At 73.0% G+C, this 25,712-nt stretch carries 26 protein-coding genes; 25 read left to right on the plus strand and 1 reads right to left on the minus strand.

Going from position 1 to position 25,712, the window contains the following annotated elements; translation table 11 throughout:
* Positions 1 to 44: 44 nt before the first annotated feature.
* From AC1U7O_RS08160 to AC1U7O_RS08250, 19 genes are all read left to right on the plus strand, one after another.
* Entirely contained in the window at positions 45 to 1,163 is a 1,119-nt protein-coding gene (locus tag AC1U7O_RS08160) for a shikimate dehydrogenase family protein (protein WP_479894227.1), read from the plus strand.
* Complete coding sequence (locus tag AC1U7O_RS08165) at positions 1,163 to 2,194, plus strand: N-acetylneuraminate synthase family protein (protein ID WP_479894228.1); 1,032 nt, start codon at positions 1,163 to 1,165, stop codon at positions 2,192 to 2,194. The genes AC1U7O_RS08160 and AC1U7O_RS08165 overlap by 1 nt, the downstream gene beginning before the upstream one ends.
* Positions 2,191 to 2,889 (plus strand): glycosyltransferase family 2 protein, encoded by a 699-nt coding sequence (locus tag AC1U7O_RS08170; protein WP_479894229.1) that lies wholly within the window; start codon positions 2,191 to 2,193, stop codon positions 2,887 to 2,889. The genes AC1U7O_RS08165 and AC1U7O_RS08170 overlap by 4 nt, the downstream gene beginning before the upstream one ends.
* A gap of 30 nt (positions 2,890 to 2,919) precedes the next feature.
* The gene (locus AC1U7O_RS08175) at positions 2,920 to 3,666 is read left to right on the plus strand and encodes an acylneuraminate cytidylyltransferase family protein (RefSeq protein ID WP_479894230.1); all 747 of its coding nucleotides are present in this window, start codon (positions 2,920 to 2,922) and stop codon (positions 3,664 to 3,666) included.
* A gap of 81 nt (positions 3,667 to 3,747) precedes the next feature.
* Complete coding sequence (locus tag AC1U7O_RS08180; RefSeq protein WP_479894231.1) at positions 3,748 to 4,437, plus strand: cytidylyltransferase domain-containing protein; 690 nt, start codon at positions 3,748 to 3,750, stop codon at positions 4,435 to 4,437.
* A 7-nt stretch (positions 4,438 to 4,444) separates the two neighbouring features.
* Positions 4,445 to 5,920 (plus strand): class I SAM-dependent methyltransferase, encoded by a 1,476-nt coding sequence (locus tag AC1U7O_RS08185; protein WP_479894232.1) that lies wholly within the window; start codon positions 4,445 to 4,447, stop codon positions 5,918 to 5,920.
* An 11-nt stretch (positions 5,921 to 5,931) separates the two neighbouring features.
* The gene (locus tag AC1U7O_RS08190) at positions 5,932 to 9,435 is read left to right on the plus strand and encodes a 6-hydroxymethylpterin diphosphokinase MptE-like protein (protein WP_479894233.1); all 3,504 of its coding nucleotides are present in this window, start codon (positions 5,932 to 5,934) and stop codon (positions 9,433 to 9,435) included.
* The gene (locus AC1U7O_RS08195) at positions 9,432 to 10,181 is read left to right on the plus strand and encodes a hypothetical protein (RefSeq protein ID WP_479894234.1); all 750 of its coding nucleotides are present in this window, start codon (positions 9,432 to 9,434) and stop codon (positions 10,179 to 10,181) included. The genes AC1U7O_RS08190 and AC1U7O_RS08195 overlap by 4 nt, the downstream gene beginning before the upstream one ends.
* Positions 10,174 to 10,929, plus strand: coding sequence for a hypothetical protein (locus AC1U7O_RS08200; RefSeq protein ID WP_479894235.1), 756 nt, complete (start codon positions 10,174 to 10,176; stop codon positions 10,927 to 10,929). Before AC1U7O_RS08195 ends, AC1U7O_RS08200 begins: the two co-directional genes overlap by 8 nt.
* 7 nt (positions 10,930 to 10,936) lie before the next feature.
* Positions 10,937 to 11,677, plus strand: coding sequence for a hypothetical protein (locus tag AC1U7O_RS08205; RefSeq protein ID WP_479894236.1), 741 nt, complete (start codon positions 10,937 to 10,939; stop codon positions 11,675 to 11,677).
* A 2-nt stretch (positions 11,678 to 11,679) separates the two neighbouring features.
* Positions 11,680 to 11,892 carry a hypothetical protein gene (locus AC1U7O_RS08210; protein WP_479894237.1) on the plus strand — a complete coding sequence of 71 codons (213 nt, stop codon included), beginning with the start codon at positions 11,680 to 11,682 and terminating at the stop codon, positions 11,890 to 11,892.
* A 214-nt stretch (positions 11,893 to 12,106) separates the two neighbouring features.
* Positions 12,107 to 13,948: a flagellin N-terminal helical domain-containing protein gene (locus AC1U7O_RS08215; protein ID WP_479894238.1), complete on the plus strand. Its 1,842-nt coding sequence runs from the start codon at positions 12,107 to 12,109 to the stop codon at positions 13,946 to 13,948.
* Between the two features lie 118 nt (positions 13,949 to 14,066).
* Positions 14,067 to 14,405, plus strand: coding sequence for a flagellar protein FlaG (locus tag AC1U7O_RS08220; RefSeq protein WP_479894239.1), 339 nt, complete (start codon positions 14,067 to 14,069; stop codon positions 14,403 to 14,405).
* A 55-nt stretch (positions 14,406 to 14,460) separates the two neighbouring features.
* A complete protein-coding gene (gene fliD, locus AC1U7O_RS08225) occupies positions 14,461 to 16,773 on the plus strand; it encodes a flagellar filament capping protein FliD (protein WP_479894240.1) in 2,313 nt (770 codons plus the stop codon).
* A 29-nt stretch (positions 16,774 to 16,802) separates the two neighbouring features.
* Positions 16,803 to 17,192, plus strand: a complete 390-nt coding sequence (fliS, locus tag AC1U7O_RS08230) for a flagellar export chaperone FliS (RefSeq protein WP_479894241.1) — start codon at positions 16,803 to 16,805, stop codon at positions 17,190 to 17,192.
* A 13-nt stretch (positions 17,193 to 17,205) separates the two neighbouring features.
* On the plus strand, positions 17,206 to 17,586 hold the full coding sequence (locus AC1U7O_RS08235) for a hypothetical protein (protein ID WP_479894242.1): 381 nt from the start codon (positions 17,206 to 17,208) through the stop codon (positions 17,584 to 17,586).
* 30 nt (positions 17,587 to 17,616) lie between these two features.
* Complete coding sequence (locus tag AC1U7O_RS08240; RefSeq protein ID WP_479894243.1) at positions 17,617 to 17,814, plus strand: hypothetical protein; 198 nt, start codon at positions 17,617 to 17,619, stop codon at positions 17,812 to 17,814.
* Positions 17,811 to 19,271 (plus strand): GGDEF domain-containing protein, encoded by a 1,461-nt coding sequence (locus AC1U7O_RS08245; RefSeq protein ID WP_479894244.1) that lies wholly within the window; start codon positions 17,811 to 17,813, stop codon positions 19,269 to 19,271. The genes AC1U7O_RS08240 and AC1U7O_RS08245 overlap by 4 nt, the downstream gene beginning before the upstream one ends.
* Before the next feature lies 1 nt (position 19,272).
* The gene (locus tag AC1U7O_RS08250) at positions 19,273 to 19,890 is read left to right on the plus strand and encodes a PilZ domain-containing protein (protein ID WP_479894245.1); all 618 of its coding nucleotides are present in this window, start codon (positions 19,273 to 19,275) and stop codon (positions 19,888 to 19,890) included.
* A gap of 123 nt (positions 19,891 to 20,013) precedes the next feature.
* On the opposite strand, the gene AC1U7O_RS08255 is transcribed toward AC1U7O_RS08250, so the two are convergent.
* Positions 20,014 to 20,931, minus strand: coding sequence for a nucleotide-binding protein (locus AC1U7O_RS08255; RefSeq protein WP_479894246.1), 918 nt, complete (start codon positions 20,929 to 20,931; stop codon positions 20,014 to 20,016).
* A 188-nt stretch (positions 20,932 to 21,119) separates the two neighbouring features.
* On the opposite strand from AC1U7O_RS08255, the gene AC1U7O_RS08260 reads away from it, so the two are divergent.
* The 6 genes from AC1U7O_RS08260 to AC1U7O_RS08285 all read left to right on the plus strand — a co-directional run bounded on the left by AC1U7O_RS08260 (position 21,120) and on the right by AC1U7O_RS08285 (position 25,581).
* Positions 21,120 to 21,350, plus strand: a complete 231-nt coding sequence (locus AC1U7O_RS08260; RefSeq protein WP_479894247.1) for a helix-turn-helix domain-containing protein — start codon at positions 21,120 to 21,122, stop codon at positions 21,348 to 21,350.
* A 3-nt stretch (positions 21,351 to 21,353) separates the two neighbouring features.
* Positions 21,354 to 23,204, plus strand: coding sequence for a HEAT repeat domain-containing protein (locus AC1U7O_RS08265; protein ID WP_479894248.1), 1,851 nt, complete (start codon positions 21,354 to 21,356; stop codon positions 23,202 to 23,204).
* Positions 23,195 to 24,016 (plus strand): CheR family methyltransferase, encoded by an 822-nt coding sequence (locus tag AC1U7O_RS08270; protein ID WP_479894249.1) that lies wholly within the window; start codon positions 23,195 to 23,197, stop codon positions 24,014 to 24,016. The genes AC1U7O_RS08265 and AC1U7O_RS08270 overlap by 10 nt, the downstream gene beginning before the upstream one ends.
* A 105-nt stretch (positions 24,017 to 24,121) precedes the next feature.
* Positions 24,122 to 24,499, plus strand: coding sequence for a response regulator (locus AC1U7O_RS08275; protein WP_479894250.1), 378 nt, complete (start codon positions 24,122 to 24,124; stop codon positions 24,497 to 24,499).
* Positions 24,500 to 24,540: 41 nt separating this feature from the next.
* A complete protein-coding gene (gene cheY / locus AC1U7O_RS08280) occupies positions 24,541 to 24,903 on the plus strand; it encodes a chemotaxis response regulator CheY (RefSeq protein WP_479894252.1) in 363 nt (120 codons plus the stop codon).
* 87 nt (positions 24,904 to 24,990) lie between these two features.
* Positions 24,991 to 25,581: a protein phosphatase CheZ gene (locus tag AC1U7O_RS08285; RefSeq protein ID WP_479894251.1), complete on the plus strand. Its 591-nt coding sequence runs from the start codon at positions 24,991 to 24,993 to the stop codon at positions 25,579 to 25,581.
* Positions 25,582 to 25,712: the final 131 nt, after the last annotated feature.

The raw sequence follows: 25,712 nt of genomic DNA on the forward strand, positions 1-25,712 counted from the left end.
CCCCTCGACACTCGACGCGCAACACGGGCTCCGAGGGGCCACCGATGGTGACGCTGGAGAGAACCACGGCGATTCAGGACTGTGTCGGCAACGAGCTCGATCCGCGGGCGGGGACGGTGCGGCACCTGGCGGGCATCGTCGGGGAGAACCCCTCCCGCTACGCCAAGAGCCCCACGATCTGGAACCCCGTCCTGCGGAAGCTGGGGCTCGACGCGATCTACCTGCCCTTCGACGTGGCGGCCGGGCGGCTCGCCGACTTCGTCGCGGCGGCGCGGGCGGAGGAGCGTCTGCGCGGCTTCAGCGTGACGACGCCCTACAAGGCCGCGATCGTGCCCCACCTCGACGGGCTGGACGCGCAGGCCCGGGCGATCGGCGCCGTCAACCTGGTCGTCCGCGACGAGGACGGGAAGCTCACGGGGTACAACACCGACGCGTCGGGGGGGCTCGCGAGCCTGACGGTCGCGCTGCCCGGCGAGGCCGAGCCCTTCCTGCCGGGACTCGCCGGCCGGCAGGTGCTCCTGATCGGCGCGGGCGGCGCGGGCAAGGCGCTCGCCTGGGCGCTGGCCGGGGCGATCGGCAAGGGGCGGCTCATCCTCGCCACGAGGGACGGCGAATCGGGCACGAGGCTCTGCGCCGCGCTCAAGACGGTCGCCGCCGACGTGGTCTGGTGGCCGGAATCGGACATCGAGCGCGTCGCGCCCTCCTCCCACCTGATCGTCAACGCGACGACCAAGGGGCAGGCCGGGCTGCGGACGCTCCCCGACGGGACCGTGACCTGCCTGGAGCCCTATTCCGCCCTGGCCCCGGCCAAGCCGGCCGCCCTCGCCGCGGCGCTCGCCGTCGACCGGCCCCGCTTCTATCAGGACTGGTTCCGGCGCTCGCTGCCGGACCTCATGGTGAACCAGGCGCGCTCGGCCCGCCTGCTGGCGGGGGTTCCGGCGACGACGGCGGTCATGGACATCATCTACTCGCCGGCCGAGTCCGTCCTGCTCCGCCAGGCGCGGCTCTCCGGCCACCGGACGCTGAACGGCCGGGGCATGAACATCTGCCAGGCGGCGGACGCCCTCTTCCACCGGGTCTTCCGCCGGCACTTCGAGGAGACCGGGCGGTACGAGCCGGCGACGTACGGGAGGATCCTGCGGCTCATGGCGAAGGTGTGGTGATGCGGCCGGGACGCCACGGGAACGGCAACGGGACGGGCCGGCGCTCCTACGTCCTGGCGCGGGTCCACGGGAGTCACCTGGGCGACCCCGAGCAGGCGGCGCGGCTCGTGGACGCGGCCGTGGCCTGCGGCTGCGACGGCATCCGGTTCGACAAGCGGTCGCCCGACGACGGCGTGGTCCGCTCCGTGCTGAACCGGCCGCTCCGAAAGTACCCGCGGCTCGGGCGCACGGTGCGCGAGGTGGTCAGCCGGCTGGATCTCCCGGCGGAGGCGTTCCTGGCCGTCCGCGAGCGCTGCCGCGGCCGGATCGACTTCATCGCGGCGCCCTTCGACCTGCCCTCGCTGCGCGTCGTGGACGAGGCGGACCCGGACGGCCTCATGGTGGACGCGGCGGCGGCGAGCCACCGGCCCCTGCTCCGCGAGATGGCGGCCCGCCAGAAGCGCGTGCTGATCGCGACGGGCCTGCTCACGGAGGAGGAGATCGAGGAGGTCGTCGAGCAGTTCCACGGCCACAACCTCACGCTGCTGCACAGCATCTTCCTGGAGCCCTTCGAGGTCAACCTGGCCTACCTGAGCGTGCTCACCTGGCTGGACCGCTTCGGCCGGCGCGTCGGGTACACGGACAACGAGCCGGGCGTCACGATGGTCATGGGCGCGCTCGGCCTGGGCGCGACGGTCATCGAGAAGGCGCTCACGCTCGACCGCGACCTGGCGCTGCCCCACGGCGGCGGCCTGAGCCCCGCGGAGATGGGCCGGCTCGTGCGGACGATCCGCGAGTCGGACAAGGAGGCCCTCGCGCTCGTCCGCAAGAAGCTCCACGCGGCGCAGAGCGACCTCTTCGACGACGAGCAGGTGTCGCTCGTCGCCGCGCGGGCGATCCCCGCCGGGACCGTGCTGACCGAGGACATGATGGCGCTGAAGTCACCCTGCCGGGGCCTGAGCCCGCGGCTGGCGGGGGACATCGTGGGCAAGGTGGTCCTCTACGACCTGGAGCCGGACGACTTCATCACCTTCGGAGTGCTCGCGCCGTGATCTCCGTCGTCGTGCGGACCAAGAACGAGGAGCGGTGGATCGGCCGATGCCTGCGGGCGATCGCGGGGCAGGCGGGGCCGGACTTCGAAATCATCGTCGTGGACAACGCCTCCACGGACGGCACGCTGGAGATCGTCCGGCGCTTCGACGCCCGGCTGGTCGAGATTCCCGACGAGGCCTTCACCTTCGGGCGGTCCCTGAACGTCGGCATCGCCGCGGCGCGGGGGGAACTCGTGGCGCTGGTGTCGGGCCACTGCATTCCGACGACCGACCGGTGGCTGTACCGCCTCTGGCGGAACTTCCAGCTCGACCCCGCCGTCGCGGGCGCCTACGGGAAGCAGGAGCCGCTGCCGGACACGAACAGCCTCGACAAGCGCGACCTGCTGACCGTCTTCGGCCAGGAGCGGCGCGTGCAGGAGAAGGATTACTTCTTCCACAACGCGAACTCGATGATCCGGCGGTCGGTCTGGGAGCGGATTCCCTTCGACGAAGAGATCGCCGGCGTCGAGGACCGCGACTGGGCGCGGCGGGTGCTCGACGAGGGGTACAAGCTGATCTACGAGCCCTACGCGGCCGTCTATCACCATCACGGCATCAACCACGGCGGGGACCGGGCCAGGGCGGACCGCGTCGCGCGGGTGATCGAGCTGATCCAGCACGGCCGCCCGGCGGGCGCCGTGCGGAGCGAGGCGTAAGGCGCATGCAGCAACAGAAGGGCGATGGCCATGCCTGAACGGGAGCACCCCCTCGCCCCGCCCCCCTCACCCCCGACGAGCAGGGTGGTGGCGATCATTCCGGCGCGCGGGGGGTCGAAGGGTCTGCCGGGCAAGAACGTGCGGCTGCTCGCGGGCAAGCCGCTCATCGCCTACAGCATCGAGGCCGCGACCGCCTGCCCGCTGATCGACCGCGTGCTCGTGAGCACGGACGACCCGGCCATTGCCTCGGTCGCACGGGCCTGGGGGGCGGAGGTCCCCTTCCTGCGCCCGCCCGAGCTCGCGGAGGACCGGACGCCGACCGAGCCGGTGCTGGCCCACGCGCTCGCCTGGCTGGAGGCGGAGGAGGGCTACCGCGCCGACATCGTCGTCTTCCTCCAGCCGACCGACGTGTTCCGCAAACGGTGGATGGTCGAGGAGGTCGTCCGCCGGCTCCTGGAGGACGAGACGCTGGACTCCGCCTTCGTCGCCTACAAGACCCACAAGAATTTCTGGCGCCGGCAGGGCGGAACCTGGACGCGGCTCGCGCCGGACCTCGCCTACGGCCCGCGGCAGACGCGCGAGCCGCTCTACCGCGAGGACACGGGCCTCGCCTGCGCGACGCGGGCCCGCTTCATCCGGGAGGGGCGGCGGCTGGGCGACCGGGTGGCGCTCGTGCCGGTGGAGGACGTCTGCACCGGCGTGGACATCCACGACGAGCTGGACTTCTGGCTCGCCGAACGGCTCCTCCTCGAAGGCAAGCGGACGGTCAATGATTGAGAGCGACAAAGTGAGGTCTGTAGCGGTGGTCGTCGTACGTTCCCGACGCCTCGACGCCACGACGGTGAGCACGCGACGCTCATGAGCATGAACACGCTGGCCATCATCCCGGTCCGCGGGGACGACCCGCAGGGCCGGCCCGACTTCCGGCTCGGGGGACGGCCCCTCCTGGCCTACACGGTCGAGGCGGCGCGCGCCGCGCGGCTCGTCCGGCGGGTGATCGTCACGACCGACGCGCCGGAGATCGCCGAGTTGGCCCGCGCCTGCGGGGCCGAGGCGCCCTTCGTGCGCCCGGCCGAGCTGAGCCGGCCGGAGGCGCCCCTGGGCGCCGCGCTCCGCCACGCCCTCGAGTGGCTCGAACGGGAGGAGGCCTACGCGCCGGACCTCGTCGCGCTGCTGGAGATCACCCATCCGATCCGCGAGGAGGGGCTGATCGACCGGGTGATCGAGGTGCTGGTGGACCGGGGGCTGGATTCGGTGTTCACCGCGGTTGAGGAGCGCCACGACTTCTGGCGGCTCGACCGGCACGACGCGCTGGTGCGGATCGGCGAGTCCGAGGACCAGCCGCGCCAGGCCAAGCCGCCGCTCTACCGCGAGATGGGCGGGATCGTCACCGTGACGCGGGCGGCGGTGGTCCGCGCGGGCGCGCGGCTGGGGCGGCGGGTCGGGTTGATCCCGCTCCGGTCGCTCTCCGCGCGGGTGGACACGCGGGACGAGGTGGGGCTGCTGCTCGCGCGGCACCTCGCCTTGACGGCCGCGGTGGGCACGTGAGGTGGCCATGCAGCCGGGATGGTGCCTGATCTGCGGGACGGCGCGACGCACGGAGTTCGCGAGCAAACGGGCGGATCGCGTGACGCGGCGGGTGGGCGGGCCGACCGATCCCGGCCTGCGCTTCGTCCTCTGCGAGACCTGCGGCCACGTCTACCAGGACCCGATGCTGGACGAGGACGACCTGCGCCGGGTCTACACGGACGAGTACCGGCCCCTGCTGACGGACGAGGCCGACATCGCGCGCGAGATGCGGCGCGGCCGGCCCGTCAGCGAGCAACTCGCCGACTGGATCGAGCCGTCCGTCCGCCGGCGGACGGTGCTCGACGTCGGCTGCGGCTCCGGGACCTATCTGCTGCCGTTCAAGGAACGGGGCTGGGAGGTCTTCGGGATCGATCCGGTGCCGCGCTGGACCGAGTTCGCCCGTCGCCGGCTCGGCGGCACGCCGGAGACGATCGTCACCGGCCGCTACGGCCCCGACGCCTTTCCCGGCCGGCGCTTCTCGCTCATCCTCTTCTCCCACACGGTCGAGCACCTGCCCGACCCGGTCCCGCTCCTGGGCGCGATGCGGGACCATCTGGAGGAGGACGGCGTGCTGTTCGTCGCGACGCCAAACCTGCTCAACCCGCCCGCGCGGGAGCGGCTGTTCGAGGGCTTTCTCGCCGGCGCCCACGTCCGGCTCTACAGCCCGGCCTCGCTTGCGACCGTGCTGGCGCGCGCGGGCTTCCGCATCACCGGCGGCGTGGACTTCCCCGGCCGGTTCGGGATGGGGCTGCTCGCGCGGCCCGGCGCGCGGGCGGGGGAGACGATCCCGCCGGGCCCCTACGACGATCCGCTCGCGATCCGGCAGCTCTACGGGGCGCTTACGGAACCGGAGACCGCCGCGCCGCTGGGCCGGAACCTGCTCGGGCTGCGGGCGGTCCAGCGGTGGGTCCTGCCGATCCTCTGCCAGCGCCGGGACGCCCGGCGCTACCGGATCCGGACGGAGAACGGCGCGCCGCGGGCGCTGTTCGGGGTGACCGCCCGGGGCGTCGAGGTGCCGATCGCGCGATGGGACGACGGCGAGGGCCCCGACCCCGCCGCGCTCGTGCCCTGGGATCGCCTGGACGAGGACGCGGGGATCGTCCAGCTCGGACTGGGCTCCGGCGCCGAGGCGCTCGCGCTCGCGCGCCGGCTGCGCGGCGGACAGCGCCTGGCGATCTGGGAGGCGGACCCCGTCCTGGCCAAGCTGGTGCTCAAGGCCGTGGACCTGACCGCGCTCTGGGCGTCCGGGCGGGTGATGCTCCACGTCGGCAGGCAGCCGGTCGTGCCGCCGGGCCGCTCCTTCGAGCTCCTGCGGCCCTCGGTCCTCTACCGGACCGAGGCGGCTGCGCGCTGGGACCGCTCGGTCTATGACCGCATCAGGGAGCTTGCGGGCGCGTCCACGCCCCTGGTCGGCCCGGCCGTCGAGCCGGTCGCCCGCGGGGCCGTCGCGCCCGCCGTCTGAAGGAGGCGCTGATGAGAGCCACGAGCTGCCTGATCTGCGGACGCGACGCGGCCGACCGGCTCGCGCAGTACGCGAGCGACCCCTACCATCGCCGCCTGGACCACCTGCGGGACGTGCCGGTGACCTACGTGCTCTGCCGGCACTGCGGCTTCGTCTACACGAACCCGCAACTGGACCCGGAGGAGCTGGCGGTCCTGTACGGGGACAAGCTGCGGCCCTCCGCGCCGGACCCCGAGTACCTGAAGGCGAACCGGAGCATCTACGCCCGGCGCTATCAGTGGATCGCCCGCGAGCTGGGGCTGCCGTCCGAGGCGACGCCCGCCCCCTCCGTGCTGGAGGTGGGCTGCGCGGCCGGCGTCGCGCTCACGGTCTTCCGCGAACACGGCTGGCGGGTCTGCGGAATCGAGCCGGCGGACACCTTCGCGGCCTTCGCGCGCGAGCACTTCGCGCTCGACGTCACGACCGGCTTCTACGGCCCCGGGGCCTTCGAGGGCCGCCGCTTCGACCTGATCGTCTGCTCGCAGGTGCTGGAGCACGTGCCGGACCCGGACGCCATCCTGGCCCAGGCCCGCCGCAACCTCGCGGAGGGCGGCCGGCTGTTCCTCGGCGTGCCGACGCTCATGCGGCCGATGCGGCCGGTCCATCCCCTGACGCTGCAGGCCGTCCACCTCTGGATGTTCTCGCTGCCGACGCTGACCCGGCTGCTGGCGCGCCACGGGCTGGCGCCGGTCGCCCACGGCTACGACGGCAAGGGCCTCCTCGTGCTCGCGGGGGCGGCGGAGGCGCGGGGCCTGAGCGGCGGCGCCGGCGACGACCCGGAGCGCGTGCGCCGTTACTTCGGCTGGTTCACGTCGCCCGACAGCCTCTACGCGAGAAACCTGGCCGCCCTCGGCTCCGCGCCGAAGGACCTGGCGCGCTCCCCGGACGTGGACGCGGACCTCTCGACGATCACGGTCGAGCCCCAGCCGGGCGGCTGGCTCAACCTCGTCGAGCGGACGGCCGGCGGCGAGCGGCGGCTCTACGACGGGGACCCCCGCGAGAGCGCGAGGCGCTTCGCCGAGGGCTTCGACTTCGGCGCGGAGGGCGTCGTCGTCCTGCTCGGGCTCGGGCTCGGCTACCTGCCGCTCGCGGTGCTGTCCCGGCTCAAACGGGGCCACGCGCTCGTGATCTGCGAGGCGGACCCGCGCCTCTTCCGCGCCGCCCTGTTCCATCAGGACCTGACCGCCCTCTTCAACGACCCGCGCGTCCACCTGGTGGTCGGCGACGATACGCCGCGCCTGGACTTCATCCTGTTCCGCTGCGCCAAGGTCCTGTTCACCGCCGACCGGATGCACACGGTCCGCTGCCGGGCCAGCGCGAAGTGGGACGGGGCCTTCTACCGGCGCGTCGCCGACCGCGTCCGCGAGCGGCTCACGGTGCTGGAGATCAACCGGAACACGATCGGCCACCTGGGGCGGCGGATGCTGGCCAACACGGTCGCGAACGCCCACCTGACCGCGCGCATGCCCGGGGTGTCGCGGTTCGCCGGCCTGTTCAAGGGGAGGCCCGCCATCATCGTGTCGGCCGGCCCCTCGCTGGAGAAGAACTTCGAGCGGCTGCGGGAGGCGAAGGGGAAGGCGGTCATCATCGCCTGCGACACGGTGCTGCGGATGCTCGTGCCCCACGGGATCATGCCGGACGTCACGATCACGGCCGACCCCCACGAGGCGACCTACCGCAAGTTCCGCGACCTGCCCATGGACCCGGAGGCGATCCTGGTCTGCCACCCGGCCAATTACCCGGACATCATCCGGACCTTCGCGGGCCGGCGCTTCACGACCGAGACGGGCAGCCAGATCTACCGCTTCCTGAGCCGGTTCTGGGGAGCGAAGGGACGGGTGGACCACAAGTCGCAGTCGAGCGCGCACCAGGCCTTCAACTTCGCGACCCTCATCGGGGCCGACCCGATCATCTTCGTCGGCCAGGACCTCTGCTACGAGGGCGGCCGGAAGCACGCGGGCAACCTGACGAAGGACAACCCCCTCGCGGGCCAGGAGCCGCCGGAGCGCCGCAAGGCCGTGGACATCCTCGGCCGCGAGGTCGAGACCACGCCGCTGTTCCAGAGCTTCAAGATCGTGCTGGAGGACCTGATCCGGGACTGTCCCGCCCGCGTCATCAACGCGACCGAGGGCGGCCTGGGGCTCGCGGGGACGGAGGTGCTCACGCTGCGCGACGCGCTCGCCGAATGCCTCCCGGCCGCGCCGCTCGACGTCGCCGGCCGCTGCGCGGCGGTCTGCGGCGAGGAGCCGGCGGAGCTGGACCTCGCGGGGCTGGCCGCGGAGGTGCGGCGGCTGCTGGCGACGGCGAAGGAAACGCGCGCCGTCTGCGCGAAGATGATCGGCTACACGGACAAGTGCGCCAAGCTCATCCGGCAGGGACGGGAGGACAGCCCGCGCGCCGAGGCCCTCTCCCGGCTCGCCGAGCGCCACAGCCGGATGATGGAGGGCCGGCGCGAGCTGATGGACCTGCTCGTCGAGGGCGCCTTCCAGCTCGAGCTGTTCATGTCCCGCGAGGACAACCGCGCGATCGACGAGCTGGCGGACCGGAAGGAGCGCTTCCGCCGGCAGGTCGAGCGGGCGCGCCGCTACTACCGGGAGCTCAAGGACGTGCTGGAGCCCTTCATCCGCGGGCTGGCCGTGCTGCTGAGCCGACTGGAGGACCTGGCGCGGCTGGACGCGATCCCGACGGACAGCCGGGAGGGGCGGCTTCTGGCGGCGCGGCTCTGCCTGAAGATCGAGGACTACCCCCGCGCCCGCGCCCTCTGCGAGGCGACCCTCAAGGAGGACCCGGACGACCGGGACGCGCGCCTCCTCATGGGCGACCTCCTCTACCGCTGCCACCGGCCCCACGAGGCCCTGGCCTACCTGCGCCCGGTGGCCGCCGCCGATCCCCGCAACCGGCGCGTCGGCGAGCTGATCCGCCGCTGCCGCGAGAAGGCCGAGGCCTGGGCCGCGAAGACGGCCGAGGCGCGCCGCGTCCGCGGGCCGGAGCTGGGCGGCGAGGTCCTGCTCTACGAGGGGGAGTTCTACTGGAAGGCCGGCGATCCGGCGAGGGCCGAGCGGAAATTCCGCGAGGCCATCCGCGCGCATCCGGACCGGCCGGAGCCGTACCTGGACCTGGCGCGGCTCTGCGAAGAGCGGGGCGACCTGGCCGGCGCCCTGGGCGTCTGGGAGGAGGCGCTCGGCGCGCTGCCGGAGCACCCGCTCCTGCTCAAGGAGGTCGGCCTCTTCTGCGCGCGGCAGGGGGAGGGCGGGCCGGCCGAGCGGTTCCTGCTCGCGGCCGCGACGGCGGACGAAGCGCTCTGGGAGCAGGCGGGCGACGGGCTCTACCTGGCCGAGCGCTTCCTGGCCGCCGGCGACTGTTACGAGGCGGCGCACCGTCGCGAGCCGGCGCGGCACGACCTCGCGCTCAAGGCCGCGGCCGCCTACCGGCGGGCCGGCGCGTCGCCGCCCGCGCTCACCGGGAGGATCCCATGACGGCCGTCGTCGATCCCGTCCGCCTCAAGCTCCGCCCCGACCCGGCCCTCGCCGCCGCCGACGTGGAACGGCTCGGCCCCAACATGAGCCCCAACGTGTTCGACGCGCTGCGCGCGGCGATCGCGGCGCGGCCGCGGCCGACGGTCCTGGAGGCCGGCATCGGCATCTCCACGTACCACCTCGTCGGGCAGCTCCGGACGGCGGGCGGGACCTACGTCGGCATCGAGCACAACCGGCACTGGTTCGAGATCGTCGAGCAGTGGGTCCGACGGCTGCTCGTCCGGCACGCCAAGGCGGAGCCGCTCGAGGAGGTCCGGCGGGTGGCCGGGCTCAAGCCGATGTATTACGAGAAGCCGCTGCTCGCCGTGGAGACGGCCTTCTTCGCCGGCCCCCTCGCCGTCCGGTTGCTGCTCCGGCAGTGCACGGGGCAGACCGGCGACGGGACGGCCGAGGAGTTTCACGAATACCTCGCGGCGCTGACCGGCCCCGCGGACGTGGCGATCGTGGACGGGCGCGCCCGCGAGCCCGCGCTGGCGCGCCTCGCCGAGGCGCGCGTGCTGGCGCCGGGCGGGCTCCTGTTCCTCCACGACGCGCGCCAGTACCGGGAGGCGGCGCTGCGCCGGTTTCCCGGCGGGACCTTCCTCGACGGCCGCGGGGGGTTTAAGAACGCGCTCCGGCCCGATCAGGCGCCGCGCGACTTCGTGCCCGAGGAGGCCTATCTGTGGGAGGCGCCGCGCCGTGGCTGACGCCGCCGTCATGGAGGCCCCGGCCCCGGGGCGGATCCTCGCCTACCCGGCGGGCAAGGCCGTCGAGTTCCTCCCCTGGATCAGGACGGAAAGCCTGGAAACGCACGTCCTCGTCAGCGACCTGGTGCACCACCTCGGCGGGCGCTTCGGCCGCGCGAGCGACGCCTGGCGGCGGCGGCTCGAGGCCTGGTCGCGGAGCGAGCGGATCGTGGACCAGTACGCGGCGGACGGGACGAGGCTCGCGACCTGGCGGAAGCGGGTGGCGCCGGAGGAGGTCTGGCGGCTGTCGCTGGGCCGGGCCGACCGGCCCGTCCTGGAGTACGGCATCCTGGTCCTGCGCGGGCCCTACGCGCTCTGCCACTTCCAGGTCGTCGGGCCGCGCACCTTCGCCACCTGCCACTCGCGCCGCGATCGGCTGGAGGAACCGCCCCGTCCACGGACGCGCTGGGTGCCGCTGCCGCCGGCGCCGGACGCCCTGCTCTCGCTCCTGCTCATCAACTGCGGGGCGGGGCCGAATCGGATCACGCTGTCGCGGCCGGCGGCGGGGCGGCCGGTGGAGGTCGCGGCCGTGACGTTGCCGCGGCTGGGGAGCCGGCTCGTCTGTCTGCAATCCCTCTTTCCCGGCGTGGGGCGGGGGCTGGACTGCGATCAGGTCGTCGTGGATTCGACCTCCCCCTACGACTTCTACACGATCGTCGAGCCCGCGGCGGCGCCGGCCGAGACCTTTTCGATCCAGCACGTGAAGTGAGGGCCCGATGCGGCACATGGTCTTCTCGACCTTTCTCTTCCCCGGCGCCCGGCACTTCGTCGAGCTGGCCCATCCGCACCGGAGCTTCCGGTCGGCCCGGATCTCGGCGGTCTCGGCCTTCCTGTACGACGAGGAGGGGCGCGAGCGCGCCGCGGCCTCGCTGACGCTGGAGCGGACGGTCGTGGACCTGGGGGCGCTGTTCCCCGGCGCGCCGGCCGGCGGTCTCGTGCTCACCGAAGTCGCCTACGACCTGCCGGGCAAGCGCCATCCCTACCAGTACGGGTTCCTCTACCAAGAGCGGGCGGCGGCGACGCCGATCCACTATCCGCTGGACGTGAGCCTGGGGCTCACGAACGCGGTCACCTACTGGCCCAACCACGGCTACTTCCCCCTGGGGCCGACGCCGCCGTGGCTGGAGGTGCGGCTCTACCTGGGCAACGTCTGCGAGCGGGCGGCCATCGAGCCGGAGGTGCGGCTCGTCACGCGGCGCGGCGTGGAGAGTCGGCGTGTCGCGATCCCGCCGCTCCGTCCGCTGACGCTCTCTTTGCCCGCCGGGGAGGAGCCGATCGAGTACGTGATCGTCGAGGGCGTGGCCAAGCCGGTCTGCTACGTCGCGGGCGTGGACCGGCGGACCGGGGCGCTGACGTTCCTGGAGCACCTGATGCAGACCTACAAGCCGGCGATGGACGAGGGCCGGGTGGGCGGCGTCCCGCCGCCGGCCGCCGCTCCGGTCGGCCCGCGGAGGTGACGATGGCTCGGACCCTGTTGTGCTATTGCCTGGGGCTGACCTACGAGGACATCCGCCGCCTCTGGGCGCGCGGCCACTTCGCCCGACCGAGCGACCGCCTGCCGGGCCTGTACTGCACGAGCTGCAGGGCGGACCTGGACTGGTTCCTGCGGGAGCTGGAAGGGGCTCCCCATCCCGGCGACGAGCCCGACACGCCCTCCATCGAATCGGCCTAGCCGCCCGCCGCCGCTCCGTTCCGCTCCGTTGTTGCCCGCTCCGCGCCGATCCCGCACACGCCCGCGTCGCCGTTCAAGACGCGCGCCCCGCGCGCCGATAACGGCCCTGTCCACGGGTCCCCGGAGGGGAGGTGACGACCGGGCGCGCGCTGCTGGGGGACCGCAGGGACCGACGCACGGAAGCCACGGCTCACATCTCAAGGAGGATCGCACCATGGCACTGACCGTCAACACCAACCTGGCGAGCATCAACGCCCAGCGCAACGTCGGGATCTCGAACAACCAGTTGAGCAAGTCGCTGGAACGCCTGTCGTCGGGCCTCCGGATCAACCGGGCCGGCGACGACGCGGCGGGCCTCTCGATCGCCAACAAGCTGCAAGCCCAGGTCCGCGGCCTCCAGCAGGCGGCCCGGAACGTGAACAACGCCATCTCTCTCGTGCAGACGGCGGAGGGCGCGCTGAACACCACCACGAACATCCTGCAGCGGCTGCGCGAGCTGGCCGTCCAGGCCGCCTCGGACGACAACGCGGCCTCGGACCGGGCGACGCTGAACGCGGAGGCCCAGCAGCTCATCGCCGAGCTGACGCGGACGGCGAACACGGCGGAGTTCAACGGGGTGAGCCTGCTGGACGGCTCCTTCACGGGCAAGTTCTTCCAGATCGGCTCCAACAGCGGGCAGAACATCACCTTCGACATCGGCGACTCGCGGGCGAAGTCGCTGGGCACCCGCGCGACGCTCACGGCCTATCAGCAGGACGGGGCGTTCAACGGCCAGAGCGCGAACATCGCCGCGGGCCAGGTCAAGATCAACGGCACCAACATCGTGTCGGACAGCAACGACGACACGGTGTCCGTGCTGGAGTTCCGCGGCAACATCGCGAGCGCCGCGGCCAGCATCGACACGACCGCGAGCAACTTCCTCGTGGTGGGGAACGGCGCCACGACGGCGACGATCCTGATGGGCACCTACACGTCGAGCACGGCGGCCTCCAGCGGCAGCTTGATCACCGGCGTCATCAGCACGGTGAACACGAACCTGGGGCTCGCCAGCGTCACCGGCGTCAAGCTCCGCGGCGCGGGCAGCGCGGCCTCGGCCTTCGTCGTCTTCACGGCGACGGGCGGGCGGGACCTCACGCTGTACGGCACGGCCGGCACCGGCCTCGGCCTGATCTTCGGGAGCGAGATCGCGACGAGCGCCAGCGGGTTCATGGGGACCTCGGCGGCGGCGGCCGTGACCACCTACAACGGCCAGAGCTCGGCCATCGCCAAGGCGGCCGCGATCAACGCGGTCAAGAACACCACGGATGTGTCCGCGAAGGTGGACACCACGACCCTGACGGGCAGCTCCGCGGTCACGGCGGCGACGCTGGTCGCCGGCGACTTCTACATCAACGGCGTGGACATCGGCGCGGTGACGGTGCAGGCCTCGGACGGGAACGGCGCCCTGGTCTCGGCCATCAACGCCAAGACCTCGGACACCGGCGTCTCGGCCTCGCTCGATTCGGCCGGCCAGCTGGTGCTGAGCGCCAAGGACGGGCGTAACATCGCCGTGGACGGCACGGCGGCGGCCATGACCGCGACGCTGGGCATCACCGTGTCGAACACGAACAACGTCACGCGCGGCAGCGTGACGCTGAATTCCAAGGGCTCCTTCACGGTGGGCGGCAACGCGCCCAGCCGGTTGGGCACCGACTCCGCCGGCACCGGGCTGGCGTCCCAGACGGTGGCCACGAGCTCGGCCAACCGCATCAGCGCGTTGGACATCTCCACCCAGAGCGGCGCGGAGAACGCGATCCTGTCGCTCGACTCGGCGCTCTCGCAGGTGGACAGCACGCGCGCCAAGATCGGCGCGGTGCAGAACCGGATCCAGCTCACGGTGGAGAGCCTGAACGTGGCCGCGGAGAACCTGTCGGCGTCCGAATCCCGGATCCGGGACGCGGACTTCGCCCTCGAGACGGCGAAGTTCACGCGGGCCCAGATCCTGGTGCAGGCCGGCACGGCCATCCTGGCCCAGGCCAACTCCACGCCGCAGGTGGCGTTGCAGTTGCTGCGGTAAGTCGAGGCCGACCGGGGGAGGGGGCCGCTCGCGGCCCCCTCCCCCTCGGGCCTGAGGGAGCCCCCGGGCTCCGCCCGCCACGCGCGGGACGGGGCCGGGAACCGGGAGGGGGGCCGCCATGTCCGTCGAGTTCGATCCGGTGCCCGCCGTGCCCATCGCGCCGCCCGGCCCATCGCCGGGGGAGGCCGCGGGGCGTGGGGCGGGCGTCAGGAAGGGGGCCGGCGCGGGGCCGGGCCTCGATCGGGCGCGAGAGGCCGTCGCCCGTGCCAACGAGGCGCTGGAGGCGGGCCGTGTCTCCGTCCGGTTCCGGGTGGACCTGGACACCGACCAGATCGTCGTGTCCGTGGTTGACGAGGCCACCGGCGAGGTGGTCCGGCAGATCCCGGCCGAGGAACAGCTCGCCATCGAGGCCCACCTGCGGGCCCTAACGGGGCTCCTCTTCAGCCGAACCGCCTGATCGCCGATATAGTCCCGGGACCGACTCGCGGTCCGCGACGCCAACCGGGACCAAGATGGCCATCGCCCTCTCCACCGGGGTTTCGTCCGGGATCAACTACGATGAGCTCGTCGCCAAGCTGATGGCGGCCGAGCAGCGCCCCCTCGGATTGCTCCAGCAGCGTCGGGCGACGCTCGTGGGCAAGAGCACCGAGCTCGGCAACCTGAGCGTCCAGGTCTCCGACCTCAAGGCCAAGGCGGGCGCGCTCGCCAGCCTGGCCACCTTCAACTATCGCACCGTCGCCGTCACCAAGAGCACGCAGGGCGTCGAGCTGCTCTCGGCCTCGGCCGCGAGCAACGCGGCCGTCGGCCAGTACCAGGTCACGGTCGCCCAGCTCGCCCAGGCCCACTCGATCGCCGCGCAGGGCTTCGCGGACCAGAACACGACGGCGGTGGCCGGCTCCAGCGGCACCTTCACGTTCAGGGTCGGCCCCGCCGGGAAAGCGACCAGCGTCGCGGTCTCCACGACGATGACGCTGGTCCAGCTTCGGGACGCGATCAACGCGGCGGGCGGGGACGCGACCGCCTCGATCGTCAACGACGGCTCCGGGTCCAACCCCTATCGGCTGGTGCTCACGGCCAGGAACACCGGCGCGGCCAATACGATCTCGATCACGAGCAACCCCACGGACCTCGATTTCACGAACAAGAAGGTCGAGGCCGCCTACGCCGCGACGACCAACGGCTTCACCGGCACCGTCACCTCCAACGCGGGCGACACCTACACGGGCACGACGAACAAGACCTTCCTCGTCAAGATCGTCACCGCGGGCGCGGCGGGGGCGGCGACGTACAAGTACTCGACCGACGGCGGCGTCACCTGGCTGGGGTCGAACGGCGCGACGTACGACGGGAGCAACGCGATCACGACCCAGGGCGCGCTGACGAACTACATCGACGGCGCGGCGGCCTCGAACTCCGTCAACGAGGGCGTGCAGCTCGCCTTCGGCGCCGGCACGCTGGCCTCGGGCGACACCTTCACCGTGGACGTCTTCAACCCGACGCTCCAGTCCGCCCAGGACGCGGTCCTGACCGTCGGCAACCTGACCCTGTCCAGCGCGAGCAACACCGTCACGGACGCCATCCAGGGCGTCACGCTGAACCTGATCAAGGCGGCCGCCGGCGAGACGGTGGACGTGACCGTCTCGACCGACGGCACGGACATCAAGGGGCGGGTCAAGGACTTCGTCAACGCCTATAACAAGGCCATCCAGTACCTGAACGACCAGCTCTCGTTCGACCCGAAGAGCGGCCAGGCCCGGCCCCTGCTGGGAGACCAGACGGCCCTCGCGCTCAAGCGCCAGCTCCAGGGCCTGATCACCTCCGTCGTGCCGGGGGCCGACTCCGGGATCAACAGCCTCGCCGCGGTCGGCGTGACCTCGAGCAAGTCCACGGGCCAGCTCACGCTGAACGAATCCAAGCTCGATGCGGCCCTCGCGAAAAACCTCACCGACGTCACCCGGCTCTTCGTCGGGCTCGGCGTGCCCAGCCACTCGGGGATCGAATACGTCGGCAAGACGGCGGACACGAGGGCGGGCGTCTACGCGGTCGAGGTGACGACCGTCCCGGTCAAGGCGGCCATCACGGCCGGGACGGCGGTCCCCAGCGCCGGCATCACGCAGGCGGAGACGCTGACGGTGGGCCTCTACTCGAACGCGACGGCCTCGGCGGACGCGCCCGTGTCCGTCAGCGTGTCGCTCGCCGCCGGCAGCACGATCAGCGACATCGTCAACGCGCTCAACAGCGCCTTCGCGACGAAGGGGATGGCGCTCGGCGCCTCGAACAGCGGCGGCAAGGTCAAGCTCACGGCGACCCACTACGGCGACGACTACAAGATCGTCGCCTACTCCAACCGGGCCGACGACGGCAACCAGTCGGGGATCGGCACGACCGTCCTGACCGCGACCGGCGTGGACGTGGCCGGGCGGATCGGCGGGCACGCGGCGAGCGGCGCGGGCGAGACCCTGACCAGCGCCTCCGGCTTCGGGGAGGCGGGGCTGTCCGTCAAGGCGCCGGTGTCCTCGGCCGGCACCTACGGGACCGTGACCGTGTCGGCCGGCGTGGCGGACCGCATGGCCGCCCTGCTGGAGGCGACGACCAAGGAGAAGGGCACGGTGCAGGCGCGGCTCGACGGCCTCACCAAGTCCATCGAGGACCTCGACGAGCAGATCGCGGGCAAGCAACGGCAGCTCGCCGCCATGGAGCGGCGCTTCCGCGATGAGTTCCAGCGCCTGGAGTCGGTGCTCGGCCGGCTCCAGGCGCAGAGCCAGGCGGTGACGAACTCGCTCGCCTCGCTGGCCAACCTGGCCCAGCAGGTGGCGAAGCGGTGACGGGAGCGGCGGGATCGGGAGGAAGACGCATGGTGTCGGCGGGGCAGGCCCTCGGGGCCTATCGGCGCAATCAGGTGCAGCAGGCCTCTCCGGTGGAGCTGGTCGTGCTGCTGTACGACCGGGCGATCCAGCTCGCGCGCAGGGCGGGGGCACGTCTGCGCGAGGGGGACATCGCGGAGAAGTGCCGGTCGCTGTGCGGGGCGGTGGACATCGTGGTCGAACTGCAGGCGGTGCTCGACCGGGAGCGGGGCGGGGAGATCGCCGCCCGGCTGGACGCCCTCTACGCCTACATTATCAACCGGCTCACGGCCGCCAACCACGGCAACGACCCCGCCGCCATGGAGGAGGCCGCGCGGCTGCTCGAGGAGCTGCGCGAGGGCTGGCGGGCGCTGGCGCAGCCGGCGGCGGCGCGGCCGTGAGGAGGGCCGGCCGATGACGGACGACGCGCGACGGGAGGGCACGGCCGCGGCGGCCGGACTCCTGGACCTGATGGACCGGGGGGAGGCGGCGCTGCGCGCCAGGGACCTGCCGGCGCTGGAGGCGGTGGCCGCGGACTGCGACGGGCTGGTCGCCGCCCTGGATCGGGCCCTGACCCGGGCGGCGGCGCGGGCGGGCGATCCGGCCGAGGCCGAGCGGCTCGCCCGGCTGCTGGCCGGGCTCCTCGACCGCCGGCGGCGTCATGAGGAGGCGGTGGAAGCCTGGATGGCGGAGACGGGGCTGGCCCTGCGCCGCGTCCGCGAGGCGGAGGCGGCGCTGGCCGGCTACGGCGGCGCGGGGGCGCCCGGGCGCGGGGGGGTCAGCGCGCGCGTCTGAGCGACGGGGCCGCGCCGGAGAAGGTGCGCCGTGAGCATCCACTTCTCGGAGATCCACAACCTGGTCCGGACCTATCAGCGGATCTTGAAGGTCGCGCCGGAGGAGCCGGCGCGGCTTACCGGGGGCGAACGGGCAGACGACCGGATTTCCCTCTCGCGGGAGGCCCGCGACCTCCAGCGACCCCGCGAGCCGGTCGAGCCCGAGCCGAGGAGCGGAGGGAGACCATGACGGGATCATCGGAGCGGCCGTCCGTGCTCGTGGCCAGCCGCTCGGCCGGGCTGACCGAGCGCCTGATCCGGTCGCTGCCGGAGGGGCGGTACGCGACGGTCGCGGCGCGGACCGACGAGGAGGTGCTCGACCGGCTGGCGCGGGGACGGGCCGAGGCCCTGCTCTACCACGTGCGGAATGCGGGACGGGGGGCGCTGGCGCTCTTCGATCGGTTGCGCGAGCGGGAGTGCGACGCCTGCGTGCTCGCCATCGGCCGCGATTACGGGGCCGAGCACGCGGCCGCCCTGCTCCGCGGCGGCGCCTACGATTACCTCCCCCTGCCCGTCCGCCCCGGCCGCCTGGAGGAATCGCTCCGGCAGGGGCTGGACATCCGCCGGGCCTTTCTCCAGGTCCGCGACCTCTCGGGCCAGTTGAAGGCCGCGAACGAGGCGCTCGCCCGCGAGCGCGACGGGCTCCTGCGGTGGAACCGCCGCTTCGAGTCGCTCACCAAGCTGGGGCAGGCGATCGCGGGCGCGCTCGATCCCGACGCCATCGTCCGCGAGGTGGCGGGGCGCCTGCCGGAGCTGCTCGACGTGGATGTGGTCGGCGTGCTCTGGTGGGAGCCGATGCGGACCTGGGTGGAGGGACGCGCCCCGATGGACCGGCGCCTCGAGGCGGCGACCCGCACGGCGCTCGAGACGTCCGGCCGGCCCACGGGCCCGGCGGCCGCCGGGCCCGGCGCGTCGGTCGAGACGCCGCTGCTCGTCGGCTGCCGCACCGCCGGCCTGCTGCGCGTGGCTCGCCTGGCCGGTCCCGCCTACAACCCGGAGGAGATCGAGCTGGTCCAGGCCGTGGCGACGTCCCTCGCCCTCGCGCTGGACAACGCCCAGACCCACAGCCAGGTCCGGAACCTCGCCCTGACCGACAGCCTCACCGGCGTGCCGAACCGGCGCGCCCTGGCCCAGTGCCTCGCGCGGGAATTCAAGGAGTGCGAGCGGCGCGGCACGCCGCTGTGCCTCCTGATGGTGGACCTCGACCACTTCAAGGACTACAACGACCGGTTCGGCCACGTCTGCGGGGACCGGATCCTCCGCGGGGTCGCGGAGACGATCCAGCGGACCGTCCGCGGGGCGGACGTCGTCGCGCGGTACGGCGGGGAGGAATTCGCCGTCGTCCTGCCCCGCACCGACCTGGCGCACGCCTCGCAATTGGCGGAGCGCATCCGGGACACCGTGTCGCGGGCCGCCTTCACGCTCAAGGGCGTCCCGGTCACCCTGACCGCGAGCCTCGGCGTGGCCTCCATCCCCGATCCGGCGGTCGGGAGCGTGGAGGCGCTGATCGCCGCCGCCGACGCCGCCCTCTACCGGGCCAAGACCGGCGGGCGCAACCGCGTCGAGGTCGCCGGCCGGGAGACGACCGCGCCGCTGGTCCTGCGGGGCGGCGGGTGCGGGTACGTCGGGGCGGCGGCGGGAGGATGAGATGGCCGGTGTAAGACCGCAGAGAGCGGGGGCGAGGACGTCCGAGCCGCCCGCGGTCGGCGACGAGCGGCGCGCGCTGCTGCGGATGGACGACCGCCTGCTGCTGGAATGTCGGGCCGACGGCGACGCCGGCCGGGGGGCGGAGGGCGGCGACGCCGCCGTCGAGGCGGCCGTGGCGGCCTTCCTCGGCGGGCCGACCCCGGAGCTCCTGGCGCGCGCCGCGGAGACGGGCGCCGAGACCTGGCTGGTCCCCTGGCTGATGAAACTGGACTGGGCGATGGAGGCGATGCTGCGCGCCCTGGCGCGCATCCATCCCGAGGCGGTGCGGTTGCCGACCGCGAGCGACGTGAACCTGAGCGGCAGCGGCCTGCGGTTCCGCTCGACCCGGCCCTTCCGGCGGGGGGAGATGGTGACGCTCAAGCTCGTGCTCCCGCCCTTCCTGCCGGTGCAGGCGCGGGGGGAGATCGTGCGGGCCGCCGCGGTCCGCGGGGAGACCGCGACGTACGACGTCGCGGTGAGGTTCAGCGAGATCGCCGCCGACGACCGCGAGCGGATCATCCGCTACATCCTAAAGCGGCAGGCGGAAATCCTCAGGGCGAGGAGAAACCAGCAAGCGTGAGAGGGATTGAAGGTTGACGATCGACGAGAGTGTCGATTGAGACGTGTCGCTCGAAGGGCGACGGCTGAGAAGGATCGGGGGCGAAGGCCGTGGGGCCGTTCCCCCATCAACGCTCCACACTCTTCAATCAACCATCCCTCCGGTCTCCAGCGCCGCCGGGCGTCGGGCGTCCTTGAGGACCAGCAGGAGGGAATCGGCGACCTGCTCCAAGGCGCGCGCGGCCGGGCTGGCGGGCTCGGCCTCCACGACCGGCAGGAAGCCGCGGACCGACCGCACGACCGCTTCATCTTCCGGGACCTCCCCCAGGACCAGCAGATCGCCCCCGACATAGTCCCGGAGCAGCCGGCGGAGCTGGAGCGTGTTGACCCGCGCCCGGCCGGTCATCCGGTTCAGCACGAGGCAGGGGCGGAACCCCGTCAGCGCCGCCTCGGCCCGCTCGGCGGAGCCCGCGGCGCCGGCCGCCTCGATCACGTCCCGCACGGAAGCGAAGTCCCGGTCGGCCAGCGCGTCGGCCGCCGGGTCGCGCGCGACCAGGGCGGCGAGCACCCGGCGGATCGCGGCGAGCTTGATGAAGCGGTAGAGGTCGAGCACGGAGGTCGGGTCGGCGGTCGCCACGGCCAGGTGGTGGTCCGCCATCAGGAAGAAGTCGAGCGTGGGCAGGCTCGTCCCCGCCCCGACGTCCACGAGGATCACGTCCGCCGGCACCTCGCGCAGCCGGCCGATCAGGCGGCGCTTCCGCGCGTAGGGCATGTTCGCGGTCGCGAGCGTGTCGCCCGTCCCCGCCAGCAGGCGCAGGCGGGGTTGGCCGGGCACCGGCAGGGCCACCGCCTCGAGTGCCCCGGCCCGGCGGCGCAGGAAATCCGTCAGCGTCGCGGCCGGATGGAGCAGGCCGAACAGGATGTGCAGATCCGCCCCCCCGACGTCCAGGTCGGCCAGGACCACGTCCAGGCCGCGCCGGGCCAGCAGCAGGCCGAGATTGCCCACCAGGACGCTTTTGCCGACCCCTCCCTTGCCGGAGGCCACCGAGATGATGGTCGCCATCGCTCCCCTCCTCGCGTCGTGCAGCCCGTCCAGGCGCTGTCCCTCGCGGCGTCGCCCCGCCGGCGCGGGCGCACGCGGCCGCCCTCGCCCCCGATGCAGCAGGGGCCGTGCCAGGCGGCGTCAAGTTTCCAGGGCGGACGGCCGATACGGCAGTCGTCATGAACGAGACGCCGACGACAGAGCACGCCGTGGAACCGGAGCCCGCGAAGGGAGAGGAAGTCCTGACCGTGCTGGAGGTGGCGCGGTTCCTCCGCGTGCCGAAGTCCACCGTCTACAAGCTGGCGCGGCTCGGCCAGCTTCCCGCGTCCCGCATCGGCAAGCACTGGCGGTTTCTCCGCCGGGATGTCCGGGACTGGCTGCGCGCCCGGCGGGCGATTGGCGAGACGCCTCCGGCCGGTCCGGTGTCGTCGGAGAGCTGAGGCATGGCGATCAGCGGCGCGACGCAAGACCCCGCCGACCGGCGCGAGCAGTTGGCGGCGGCGGCGGAGCGGGGCGACGCGGGGGATCTGGACCTGCTCGTCGCCGGCCTGTGGGACCCGCATCCCGGCGTGCAGCAGGCCGCGGTCACCGGCCTCATCCGGGTCGGCGGGGCCGAGGTGGTCGAGCGCCTGGTCGGGCTGCTGCGCGAGCCGCCCGCGATCCGCAACATGGCCGTCGAGGTCATCGGGCGGGTGCTGCCCGGGGCGATCGAGGCCGTCCTGCCGCTGCTCGACTCCCCCGACCCCCACGTCCGCCGGCTGGTCGTGGATGCGCTCGGCCCCCCGTGCGATCCGCGCCTCGTCGGCCCGCTCACGCGGATGCTGCACGACCCCTCGCCCACCCTGCGCGCCTCCGCCGCGGAGGCGCTGGGCCGGCTGCGCGTCCGCGAGGCGGTGCCGGCGCTCACCGCCTTGCTCGACGACGAGGAGTGGGTCGTCTTCTCCGCCGTGACGGCGCTGGCCGACATCGGCGACTCCTCGGGGCTCGCGCCGCTGCTCGCGCTCGCGCGCCGGGGCGACGGGGCGGCGCGCGCCGCGGCGGTCGAGGCCTTGGCGCGGCTGGACGTCGAGGGGACGACGCTGCCGGCGCTCGTGGACCTGGCGCCGGGGGCGGGACCGGAATTGCGACCCTCGCTCGTCAAGGCCCTGGTGGCGCTGGCCGAGCGTGTCGAGGCTCCGGTCTGGACGAGACTCGACCGCGGGGTCTGGCTGGGCATCCTGACCGAGGCCGGTCGCGGAGCGGACCCGGAGCTGCGGCTCGCGGCGATCACGGGGCTGGGCCGCCTGGGCGACCCGCGCGGGACCCGCGCGGTGCTGGACATCTATGGGGACTGGCCGGAGGGGGGCGAGGAGGTCGAGGACCGGGTCGTGGCGGCGCTGGTGGGGACCGGCGACGTCCGCGAGCTGATCCGCGCGGTGCGGCCCGACGAGGACCGGCTCTGCGCGGCGGCCGTTCGGGCGCTCGGGGAGCTGCGGGCGCGCGACGCCGTGGCGGCGCTGGCGACGGTGCGGGCGTCGAGCCGCAACTGGGAGCTGCGCCGCCTCGCGACGGCGGCGCTCGGTCGGATCGGGACGCCCGAGGCGCTCGACGGCGTGGCGGCGGCGGTGGACGACGAGACGGGGCACGTGCGCGTCGAGGCGGTGCGGCAGCTCGGCCGCTCGGGGAGGGCCGCGGACGTGCGCGCGCTCCTGGCCAAGCTGGAGACCGAGCGCTATCGGGAGGTCCGGGACCAGATCGTGGACACGGTGCTCCGGGTCGCCCGCCCGGACCTGCTCGCGCGGTTCTTCCCGCTCCTGACCCACGCCAGGCCGGAGGTTCGGGAGTCCGCGGCCCGCGCGATCGGGCTCGCCCGGCCGGCCGGCGGGCTGTCCGCCCTGCTCGACGCCGTGGGCGACCCGGAGTGGTCGGTGCGGCAGGCCGTCGTGGAGGCGCTCGGCCGGTTCGACGATCCGGCGGCGCTCGGGCCGCTGGCGCTCGCGATGTCGGACGACCATGAGAAGGTGCGGCTGGCCGCCGTCATCGGGTTGGCCCGCTGGGATCGGCCGGAGGCGCGCCAGGCCCTGATGACGCAGGGGCTCCGGGACCCGGACGCCTGGGTGCGGTACCGCGCGGTCGAGCGGCTCGGCGCGCTGCGGGCGGCCGAGGCGGCGCCGCTCCTGGCCGCGATCGCGGCCGGCGACCGCGAGCCGTCGCTGGTGCGCCGGGCCGCGGCCGCGGCCCTGGCGGCGATCGGCGGGACGTCGGAGGGGACGCCCGGCGTCGGACCGGTCGGGGAGACGCCGGCATGGAACTGAGCGCCGCCGTCTTCGCCGGACTCCGCGACTTCATCTACGAGCAGAGCGGGATGTACTTCCAGGACAACAAGAAGTACGTGCTGGAGAGCCGCCTGCAGGCCCGCCTGAAGGAGCGGAACTGCGCCTCCTTCGAGGAGTACTACCATCTGCTCAAGTTCGACGCCTGGCGCGACCGCGAGCTGCACGCGCTGTTCAACGCGGTCACGACCAACGAGACGTACTTCTTCCGGGACCCGATGCAGCTCCAGGCCTTCACCGACGTGATCCTGCCGGCCGCGATCCGGGCCAACGGGGGGTCGCGGCAGCTCCGCCTCTGGAGCGCCGCCTGCTCGACGGGCGACGAGCCCTACACCCTGGCGATGCTCCTGCTGGAGCAGTCGGCCCTCGCCGGCTGGACCATCGAGGTCCTGGCGAGCGACATCAGCGAGGCGGCGCTCAACGCGGCCCGCAAGGGGGTCTACGGCGAGTACGCGGTCCGACACGTTCCGCCGGCCCTGCGGGAGAAGTATTTCGCCCTCGAGGACGGGCAGTACGTGCTCGCGCCGAGGGTCAAGCGCCTCGTGAAATTCGCCAACGTGAACCTCTACGACGCGCCCCGCCTGAAGATGATCCGAGGGCTGGACGCCGTGTTCTGCCGCAACTGCCTGATCTATTTCGACGAACGGGCCAAGCAGCAGATCGTCAACAGCCTCTACGACTGCCTCCGGCCGGAGGGGTACCTGGTGATCGGCTTCTCGGAGTCCCTGCACAACCTGTCGCGGGCCTTCCGGCCGGTCCATGCCCACCGGGCGGTGGTGTATCAGAAGGCGTGAAGGGTGCAACGTGAGAGGTGAAACGGGAAGACCGATCCGCTCCTGCGAGCCACGCGTGAGGAGTGACGCATCACGCACGACGAACCACGCACGACGGGTGAGCACATGGCCGGGACGATCCTCATCGTGGACGATTGCCTGACCACCAGGAAGCTGGTGGACCTCTACCTGAAGCCGACCGGCTGCGCCGTCGTCCAGGCCGAGAACGGCCTGGACGCCCTGGAAAAACTGGCGCGGGAGGCGGTGGACCTCATCATCACCGACATGAACATGCCCGGCATGGACGGGGTGGCGCTGACCCGGTCCCTGAAACAGGACCCGGCGCTCGGCGGCATCCCGGTGCTCATGTTGACGACCGAGGACGCCGATAAGGAGCGCGAGGCCGGACTCGCCGCCGGCGCGGCCGCTTACCTGACCAAGCCGGTGACCCGGGAGCGCCTCGTCGGGGAAGTGCGGCGGCTGCTGCGCGGCGCGTCCCGCTGAGACGGACCAAGGAGGCCCCTGCGATGACCGCGGACCGCAACATGAAAATCATGGTCGTGGACGACATGTCCACCATGAGGCGCATCGTCAAGAACATCCTGAAGCAACTGGGTTTCGGCAACGTGGAGGAGGCCGAGAACGGCCAGGAGGCGCTCGCCAAGATGCGCGCCGACCGCTTCGGCTTCGTGGTGTCGGACTGGAACATGCCGGTCATGAGCGGCATCGAGCTGCTGCGGGCGATCCGGGCCGACGGCGCGCTCAAGGATATCCCGGTCCTGATGGTCACCGCCGAGGCGCAGAAGGAAAACATCATCGAGGCCGTGCAGGCGGGCGTCAGCAATTACATCGTCAAGCCGTTCACCGCCGAGACGCTCCAGGAGAAGATGAACAAGATTTTCAAATAGACGGGGGCGCGGGGCGCGGCGCGGCCGAGCCGGCGGCGCCTTCCCGACGCCTCGCCCCCCGCCGTGCACGCTATTGGAGGAGACGCCGTGGGCACCACCGATCGGACGCTGTACGAGGAGCTGGGAGAGCTGACCCGCTACGTGGAGACCACGGTCCGGAAGCTCCAGGCGGTGGAGGCGCCCGTCGCCGCCTCTTCCGAGCAGCTCCCGGCCGCGAGCGAGCACCTCTGCGACCTCTCCCGGCTGACCGAGGAGGGCACGCACCGCGTGATGGGGCTGGCCGAGCAGATCCAGGACAACCGCGAGCGGGTGGCGGAGGCCCTGGACGCGCTCGCGGCGCGGTGCGCGGCGGGCGCCGGCGGGGCGGAGCTTGCCGACCGGATCGCGGCGATCCGGCTGTCGCTGGCCGAGGACGACAGGCGGCTCGTCGGCATCGTGACCGCCTGTTCCTTCCAGGACCTGGTCGCCCAGCGCGTCAAGAAGATCCTCGGCATCCTGGACGACATCCAGCACCGGCTGCTCCAGATGATCGTCGTGTTCGGCCTCGCCCAGCGCGGGGGCCGGGCCGGGGCGGAGGGACGCGCGGGGGAGCTGCTCCGCCAGCTCGAAGCCTCCCGGTCCACGGCGCTCGAGCAGAACCTGGTTGACGACATCCTCGGGCAGTTCGGCTTCTCGTGAGGGGCGGTGGGTTCCGAGCGGTTCGGCCTGAGGCCCCAGCGCGGCCGGCCGCCGTCATGTCGGCGCAAGGAAGTGAGACTGGACCCCGGCGTCCGCCGGGGTGACGGACCAGAGTGAACATCCGGCGGGGT

The organism is Candidatus Nitrospira neuquenensis, assembly GCF_979578155.1.

Coding starts and splice junctions, on each gene's coding strand:
- AC1U7O_RS08165 (WP_479894228.1), top strand. CDS start 1,163: ATGCGGCCGGGACGCCACGGGAACGGCAACGGGACGGGCCGGCGCTCC.
- AC1U7O_RS08250 (WP_479894245.1), top strand. CDS start 19,273: ATGGCCGGTGTAAGACCGCAGAGAGCGGGGGCGAGGACGTCCGAGCCG.
- AC1U7O_RS08185 (WP_479894232.1), top strand. CDS start 4,445: ATGCAGCCGGGATGGTGCCTGATCTGCGGGACGGCGCGACGCACGGAG.
- AC1U7O_RS08270 (WP_479894249.1), top strand. CDS start 23,195: ATGGAACTGAGCGCCGCCGTCTTCGCCGGACTCCGCGACTTCATCTAC.
- AC1U7O_RS08175 (WP_479894230.1), top strand. CDS start 2,920: ATGCCTGAACGGGAGCACCCCCTCGCCCCGCCCCCCTCACCCCCGACG.
- AC1U7O_RS08275 (WP_479894250.1), top strand. CDS start 24,122: ATGGCCGGGACGATCCTCATCGTGGACGATTGCCTGACCACCAGGAAG.
- fliD (WP_479894240.1), top strand. CDS start 14,461: ATGGCCATCGCCCTCTCCACCGGGGTTTCGTCCGGGATCAACTACGAT.
- AC1U7O_RS08160 (WP_479894227.1), top strand. CDS start 45: ATGGTGACGCTGGAGAGAACCACGGCGATTCAGGACTGTGTCGGCAAC.
- AC1U7O_RS08255 (WP_479894246.1), bottom strand. CDS start 20,931: ATGGCGACCATCATCTCGGTGGCCTCCGGCAAGGGAGGGGTCGGCAAA.
- AC1U7O_RS08210 (WP_479894237.1), top strand. CDS start 11,680: ATGGCTCGGACCCTGTTGTGCTATTGCCTGGGGCTGACCTACGAGGAC.
- AC1U7O_RS08195 (WP_479894234.1), top strand. CDS start 9,432: ATGACGGCCGTCGTCGATCCCGTCCGCCTCAAGCTCCGCCCCGACCCG.
- AC1U7O_RS08245 (WP_479894244.1), top strand. CDS start 17,811: ATGACGGGATCATCGGAGCGGCCGTCCGTGCTCGTGGCCAGCCGCTCG.
- AC1U7O_RS08215 (WP_479894238.1), top strand. CDS start 12,107: ATGGCACTGACCGTCAACACCAACCTGGCGAGCATCAACGCCCAGCGC.
- AC1U7O_RS08205 (WP_479894236.1), top strand. CDS start 10,937: ATGCGGCACATGGTCTTCTCGACCTTTCTCTTCCCCGGCGCCCGGCAC.
- AC1U7O_RS08265 (WP_479894248.1), top strand. CDS start 21,354: ATGGCGATCAGCGGCGCGACGCAAGACCCCGCCGACCGGCGCGAGCAG.
- cheY (WP_479894252.1), top strand. CDS start 24,541: ATGAAAATCATGGTCGTGGACGACATGTCCACCATGAGGCGCATCGTC.
- AC1U7O_RS08180 (WP_479894231.1), top strand. CDS start 3,748: ATGAGCATGAACACGCTGGCCATCATCCCGGTCCGCGGGGACGACCCG.
- fliS (WP_479894241.1), top strand. CDS start 16,803: ATGGTGTCGGCGGGGCAGGCCCTCGGGGCCTATCGGCGCAATCAGGTG.
- AC1U7O_RS08190 (WP_479894233.1), top strand. CDS start 5,932: ATGAGAGCCACGAGCTGCCTGATCTGCGGACGCGACGCGGCCGACCGG.
- AC1U7O_RS08220 (WP_479894239.1), top strand. CDS start 14,067: ATGTCCGTCGAGTTCGATCCGGTGCCCGCCGTGCCCATCGCGCCGCCC.
- AC1U7O_RS08235 (WP_479894242.1), top strand. CDS start 17,206: ATGACGGACGACGCGCGACGGGAGGGCACGGCCGCGGCGGCCGGACTC.